The following is a 7,060-nucleotide window of genomic DNA, read 5'->3' on the forward strand; positions in this document are numbered from 1 at the left end:
AAGCCTGCAAATGCAGGCTTTTTTATTATTCTACTTTGGCTATTACGCCATGAAATCAACACCTTCTTTGATGTCTTTTTTCAGTGTTTCAAGCATGTCATTTTTTGCTTTTGTTTCAAATGCGCTTAGTTCGCCGTAAGAAAGAATTTCTTCTACGCCGTTTTTACCTAAACGTACTGGATGTGCAAAGTACTCTGCATCGCCATTTTCAACAGCAACGTAAGCGTAATCTACAACTTCTTCACCCTGTAGGCCTTTAACTAAAGACATACAAAAACGAGCTGCAGCAGCACCCATAGATAGCGTAGCTGAACCACCGCCTGCTTTAGCATTTACAACTTCAGTACCCGCATTTTGGATACGTGGAGTAAGTGCAGCAACTTCTTCATCTGTGAAAGAAACACCTTCAACTTGAGAAAGTAGAGGCAGAATAGTTGTGCCTGAGTGACCACCAATTACTGGTACTTTAACAGTTGCTACGTCTACGCCTTTAAGTTCAGCAACAAATGCTTCTGAACGAATAACGTCAAGCGTAGTAATACCGAATACGCGTTTAGCGTCGTAAGTACCTGCTTTTTTGAATACTTCAGCAACGATTGGAACTGTGCCATTTACTGGGTTAGTAATAATACCTACTAACGCTTTAGGACAGCTAGCAACAATGCCTTCTGCTAAAGTTTTGATGATACCAGCATTTACATTAAATAAATCAGCACGATCCATACCTGGTTTACGTGGCATACCCGCTGGGATAAGAACGATGTCAGAGCCTTCAAGCGCTTTGTTTAATTCGTCTGCGCCAAAGCCTGCTACTTTAACATCTGTTGGGATGTGAGAAAGGTCAACCGCAACACCTGGTACTACTGGTGCAACATCATAAAGTGATAATTCAGAGCCAGCTGGTAAGCCTGTTTTTAATAGTAAAGACAACGCTTGGCCGATACCGCCTGCAGCACCTAATACAGCAACTTTCATTGGAATTCTCCGTAATTTGAGGTAGGAAACATTTGTGGCTCTTAAGATAATGAAATTAGCGACTAAAAACAAATTTATCCTGTCTATTTCAAGTATATTTTCGACCATAGTCGTAAACTTTTGTGATTTAACGCATCAAACTGGCAAGTTAACTAAACAACTGCTGCATAATTATTCATTTTTGTGTAGAATTTGCGGCATAAATAACAAAAACGAATAAAGACTATGCAACCACAAGATAAACAAGAAGCACTGGTAAAAGCATTTAAATCACTATTAAAAGAAGAAAATTTTGGCTCTCAAGGCGAAATAGTTGATGCATTAAAAGATCAAGGCTTTGACAATATAAGCCAAAGTAAAGTATCGCGCATGCTAAGTAAATTTGGTGCTGTACGCACACGTAACGCCAAACAAGAAATGGTTTACTGCTTACCAGCTGAAATGGGTGTACCTACGGCTAAAAGCCCATTACGCCAATTAGTAATCGACATTATGCACAACGAAATGATGATCATTATTCGTACCAGTCCAGGTGCTGCTCAGCTTATTGCGCGTTTATTAGATTCATTAGGTAAAGCAGATGGCGTACTAGGAACAATTGCAGGCGACGATACTATTTTTATCGCTCCTGCTAAAATATCTGAAATAGATGTAACACTTGAACGTGTTCGCATTTTATTTGATACGGTTTAATAGCAAACTAAATTTGTTTTAAAAACCCGACTGAAGGCGCAAAGAAAGCAGAACCCATATCGGCTTGAGTAAAATCAAGCCAGTGGTCGTAACACTCCCCTTCCCCTAAACGACTATTAAGTACTTTTTCAAATGCGGTGCCCGTACAAGCGCATGTAATTGATAACATTCCCTGCTCATACACATCGCCATAAGGCATGCTCTGATTTAATAGTAGCGGTTGTCCGTCTTCGTCTTTTAGCTCGCTACGTGACGCATGGCTGGTTTCAATCGCGGGGGTAATTAGCGTGTTATCAAGGCGCGTACGCCCCATTATTTGTTCTTGCTCACTCAATGATAAGTGCTGCCACATAGTTAAGTCATGCTTATAACGCTGTACATGAATATAACTCCCCTGATCTTCAAAATTGCCAGGGTTACTAATTAAAGCCGTAGCGCGCTTTTTTCTTCCATGTGCGGTGTCGCCACCATAAATAAAACCATTAAAATCACGACCATCTAAAAAGCGAAAATTACGAATTTGCTCCACCAGCTCAACATCGGGAGCAAATAGTTTTAAAATTTGCAGCGCAAATAAATGGTTAACGTCTTCACGGTCAGAGCGAATTTGCACAAATAAATCGCACGGTTGTACGCTCATTTGATGATCGCTATGGTTTATATTAGGAAAGCTCTGTAATTCGCTTGGGATGTATTCAGGGAGGATATGCGGCCAATATTGCGCACCAATAGCAACCATGCAAGAGAGCATTGATTCTGAAAATTGATCGCTAAATTCTTCTTCAATAGCGCTTACTTGTTTTAACTTTGCGCGAAGTGATTCATCTTGACCATCAAACACATTAAAAAATAAGTGCAAACCGTGTAAGTTTGCTTCAGCACAAATCCCTGATTGCGCTTGCGCCATTGTTATTCCTTAGTTTTACAGATAAAAACACAGCGAATAACAAATTAATTACGATTCGAAAAAATTCACCGTGTGAGGTTTTATTTTTATTATAACCTGTTCATTATTTTCAAATGACTGGCCATATTGTGCAGCAACTTCAATTTCTTGTTTATCAATAACAAGTGAATAAACATACGCCGAACCAATAAAGCGACGACTTATGATTGTAGCTCGCTTGCTGAATTTGTCACTTTGGTTATCTGCCACTAATTCTATTTGATGGGGACGTACATATATAAGCCCTACGCTTACGTCATGCTTACTCTCAACATAAGATTCGACTAAACCAAATGGTGTTTTGTATTCAGTTGCTGTTAATACTTCTGCGCTCAAGTATATGCCTTGACCCAGAAACTCTGCAACCTCCTTTGAACATGGATCTGCAAAAAGCTGCTCAGGCGTGCCTTGTTGCTCAATTTTACCGCGATGCATAATGGCAAGTGTATCTGAAAAGGCAAACGCCTCTTCTTTTGAGTGTGTAACAAACACAGCAGATACTTGAGTTGCTTTAATAATTCGACGTATATCGGCAATTAATTCAAAGCGTACTTGTGTATCAATATTTGAAAAAGGTTCATCTAGTAGCAATAGACTAGGCTTATAAGCTAATGCGCGAGCAATAGCTACACGTTGTTGTTGACCACCCGATAACTGATGCGGAAACCTGTCGGCACAGCCAATTAAATGCACAAGCTTGAGCATTTCATCAACGCGTTGTTGCTTTTGAGCTTTACTCATTTTACTAAGCCCAAATGCAATATTATTTGCCACCGTTAAATGCGGAAACAACGCATAATCTTGAAACATCATGCCGATGTTGCGATGCTCAGGTGAGACAAACGATTGCTCATCACTCACTAATTTACCGTCTATAAAAATAGACCCTTGCTTGGCTTCAATTAAACCTGCAATCGCTTTTAACGTGGTCGTTTTGCCGCACCCACTCGCTCCGAGTAGACAAACAATTTCATCTTTACCCACCGTTAAATCTAAATCGTGAATAACCTTTGTGCCGTTATAGTGATAGCTCACGCCTTGTAAAATTAAACTACTCATTTAACTACGCTGCTCCATAGAACGATTAATAAAATACAAAGGAATAAACCCAACAATAACAATAAATAATGCCGATATAGAAGCAAGCTCTAACTGCTCGTCACTCACATACTGAAATACATGAGTAGCTAAGCTTTCAAAATTAAACGGCCTGAGCAATAGCGCAGCCGGCAGTTCTTTCATGCACTCAATAAATACCAATAAAGCAGCAGTAAGCAATCCTCTTCGCAGTAAAGGTAGGTGCACTAAACGCAGTGTTTGTCCTTGGCTTTTACCCATTGATTGGCTTGCCATATCAAGTGATGGGCTAATACGTAAAAAACTCGACTCAATTGCTCCGTGTGCAATGGCGTAAAACCTAACAATATAAGCAATAATAATAGTAAGAATGCTACCTGTAAGCAGTAAGCCAATATCTAAATTATACGGCTCGAGCGCTGTGTTAATGGTGTTCTCTAATAATGTAAGTGGTAACAAAACCGCAATAGCGAGTACTGTGCCAGGCAACGCATATCCTGTGCTTGCTAAACGCCCAGGAATAAGCGGATACGTTTGCTTTGCCACACGCTGATAAAAAACGACAAAAATACTCAACGTAATCGTTATTAGGCTCACAACCCCAGCCACTTTTAAACTTTGCCAAGCGTAACTAAAAAACTCTACATTCCATGCTTTATCAAAGTAGGTAATGGCGTAATTTATAAGTACTGTAATAGGGATTACAAACGCGATAAATAAAATAAAGCTGCAAAATGCCGTTGCGAGCCAAGCTGACTTTCCTTTTAATACATAGAGAGATTCACTATTTACACTTGATTGGCGCTCAAATACCGCTTGGTTACGACGACTAAAGCGCTCTGCCATTAATGCTAAAAATAACAGTAATAACATCACACCCGATATTTTAGCTGCCGCTGTAAGTGAGTAATAACCAAACCACGTATCGTATACGGCAGTCGTTAATGTACTTACGGCAAAATAACTCACTGTTGCAAAGTCAGCCATGGTTTCCATACTTATAAGCGCAAGAGCCGCCACAATAGCCCCACGAGAGAGTACTAAGCTTACTTTAAAGAAACTTTGCCAAGGAGATAATCCCATTAACTGGCTAGCTTGTACTAATTTGAATGACTGCTCGCGAAGAGCCGTTTTAAAAATCAAAAATAAATACGGATAAAGCACCAAGGCAATCATAACGATGGCCCCAGGTAATGTACGTATATCAAAAAACCAATAGTCATTAGGCGATTGCCAGCCAAACCATTCTCTCAGCGCTATTTGCACCGGGCCCGCATAATCTAATAAATCAGTGTATACATAGGCAATAATATAGGTGGGCATAGCAAGGGGCAGCATAAGTGCCCATTCAAACTGTTTTTTACCCGGGAAACTACAGTAAGCCGTTAGCCACCCAAGTGGCAAAGCTATGGCGCAGCTAAGGACGCAAACACCTAAAACAAGCAATACGGTATTGGTTATGTAATCCCAAAGCACGGTATCCCACAGGTGGGAAAACACCTCAGAGCTACCTTGTAGAGATTCAAAAAGAAGAAAAAACAACGGGGCCGATAGAATTAAGCCAGTCGACCACGCAAAGAGCTGCCATTTAGACAGCTTAAATTTATTAGTCATTAAAGATCGAACTTCACCTCATCAATTAGCTTAAGCGCTAACGGACGATATTTACTAATCTCATCAAGTGGCAAGCTGTCTTCTTTAAAACTCCCCCAAGAGGCAACCAAACTTGATAGTTCAACACCCGACTTAACTGGATACTCCATATTTAATGAGGCATACATGTTTTGTGCTTTGCTGTCGGTCATATATTCTATGAGCTTTAATGCATTTTCAGGGTTTTTAGCATATTTGGTAATAACCGCACCCGAAACATTTATGTGTGAGCCACGATTAGTTTGATTTGGAAAGTTAATATTTACGGCCTCTGCCCAACCTTTTTGCTCTTTATCTTCTAGCATTTTACCAAGATAGTAACTATTACCTAATGCCAAGTTACATAAACCTTCTTTAACTGCTTTAACTTGAGCACGATCGTTACCTTGAGGTTTACGTGCTAAATTAGCCTTAACACCTTCAAGCCACTCTTTGGTTTGCGCTTCACCATGGTGTGCAATCATAGAAGCCACTAAACCTAAGTTATAGGGATGTTTGCCTGATCGCGTACAAATTTGTCCTTTGTATTTAGGATCTGCTAAATCTTCATAAGTGAGCTTAGGTAACTCACCAACTCGCTCTTTTGATGAATACACATTACGCACTCGCTTAGTGAGCGCGACCCATTGGCCATCACCGTCACGAAAAGCTGCAGGCACGTTATTATTTACACTGTCACTTTTTATAGTTTGTGTTAATTTTAAATCTTCTAATTGAATAAGCGCACTAAAATTAGAGGTTAATACTAAATCGGCTTTACTGTGTTTACCTTCGCGTTTAACACGCTCAATTAACCCTTTTTTAGCAAAAACAACATTGGTTTTTATTCCCGTTTGTTTTGTAAAATCTTCTAAAATTGGCTGAATCAAAAACGGCTGACGAAAAGAATAGATATTAACAACGTCACTTGCAAAGGCTGATGCCGATGCTGCTAATCCTAAAAAAAGTGTAAATACTGTCTTCATTATTTCACCTAAATAATTGTTATTATCATCGAATTCTACCGCGCTCATTCAAAAAGTGCACACTTTAAATAAATGTAAATATGTAAATAACGCCCAAAAAGGAAATGCAGTGTAAGAGATGTCTCACGGATGTGACAGCTAATGAGTAAAAATCAAGATAAAAAACACACAAAAACCACCTAAACAACTGTATTTATTGAACATTTACATTATTACTATTGCATAAATACAAATTGAATGTAGTTTTATCCCTATTTTAGTTGCTCTATTGCACTATAATTTACGCATCAACCAAGCAATGACGCTTATTGAGTAAAAGGAAATGGACTGCTTACTCAACCAACCAATGATTAGGTTACCAGGACAACACGGATTTTAGGACAGGCTCAGGATGAGTATCACAACGCAATGTTGTAAAAAGGACAGCGTCAGGAAGATGCGAGAAGGATAACAACACGGCTAAGTTGTTTAACAGGATGTTTAAGGAATAAATGGACAGGCCTTTAAGGCAACACAATGGATTGGTTAAAATAGGGATACACTAGGAAGTGTAATTAAGGATTTGGTAATAGTATTTACCCTACAGGATGTTTAGGAATTTAAGGATACAGGCCCGGATGGTCTACATTACATAGAACTAAAAAGTAATATAGTAATAAACATGGATTAGTAAAAATTGGAGTTGATTAAGTTCAATTGCAGGATGCAGAAAATTAGAAGATTCCGCAAGCGCGCCTAGAGATAGAGCGCG

At 39.3% G+C, this 7,060-nt stretch carries 6 protein-coding genes; 1 reads left to right on the forward strand and 5 read right to left on the reverse strand.

The annotated features are described in order from the left end of the window. Nucleotides 1–42: 42 nt before the first annotated feature. Entirely contained in the window at nt 43–975 is a 933-nt protein-coding gene (mdh, locus tag GQR46_RS13805) for a malate dehydrogenase (RefSeq protein WP_007586102.1), read from the reverse strand. Nucleotides 976–1,200: 225 nt separating this feature from the next. On the opposite strand from mdh, the gene argR reads away from it, so the two are divergent. After that, nucleotides 1,201–1,668, forward strand: coding sequence for a transcriptional regulator ArgR (gene argR / locus GQR46_RS13810; protein WP_002957753.1), 468 nt, complete (start codon nt 1,201–1,203; stop codon nt 1,666–1,668). Nucleotides 1,669–1,675: 7 nt separating this feature from the next. Here the strand turns inward: argR and GQR46_RS13815 are convergent, their stop codons facing one another. From GQR46_RS13815 to GQR46_RS13830, 4 genes are read right to left on the reverse strand one after another with little or no spacing between them, the layout of a single operon-like run. Then, nucleotides 1,676–2,575 (reverse strand): Dyp-type peroxidase, encoded by a 900-nt coding sequence (locus GQR46_RS13815; protein ID WP_165741245.1) that lies wholly within the window; start codon nt 2,573–2,575, stop codon nt 1,676–1,678. Nucleotides 2,576–2,623: 48 nt separating this feature from the next. Continuing rightward, nucleotides 2,624–3,673: an ABC transporter ATP-binding protein gene (locus GQR46_RS13820; protein ID WP_165741246.1), complete on the reverse strand. Its 1,050-nt coding sequence runs from the start codon at nt 3,671–3,673 to the stop codon at nt 2,624–2,626. Then, nucleotides 3,674–5,305: an iron ABC transporter permease gene (locus GQR46_RS13825; protein ID WP_165741247.1), complete on the reverse strand. Its 1,632-nt coding sequence runs from the start codon at nt 5,303–5,305 to the stop codon at nt 3,674–3,676. Next, a complete protein-coding gene (locus GQR46_RS13830) occupies nt 5,305–6,309 on the reverse strand; it encodes a Fe(3+) ABC transporter substrate-binding protein (protein WP_165741248.1) in 1,005 nt (334 codons plus the stop codon). The genes GQR46_RS13825 and GQR46_RS13830 overlap by 1 nt, the downstream gene beginning before the upstream one ends. Between the last annotated feature and the right edge of the window lie 751 nt (nt 6,310–7,060).

The sequence above is a fragment of the Pseudoalteromonas sp. Z1A6 genome, assembly GCF_011378745.1.
In the GTDB taxonomy this organism is placed as follows: Bacteria; Pseudomonadota; Gammaproteobacteria; order Enterobacterales; family Alteromonadaceae; genus Pseudoalteromonas; species Pseudoalteromonas arctica.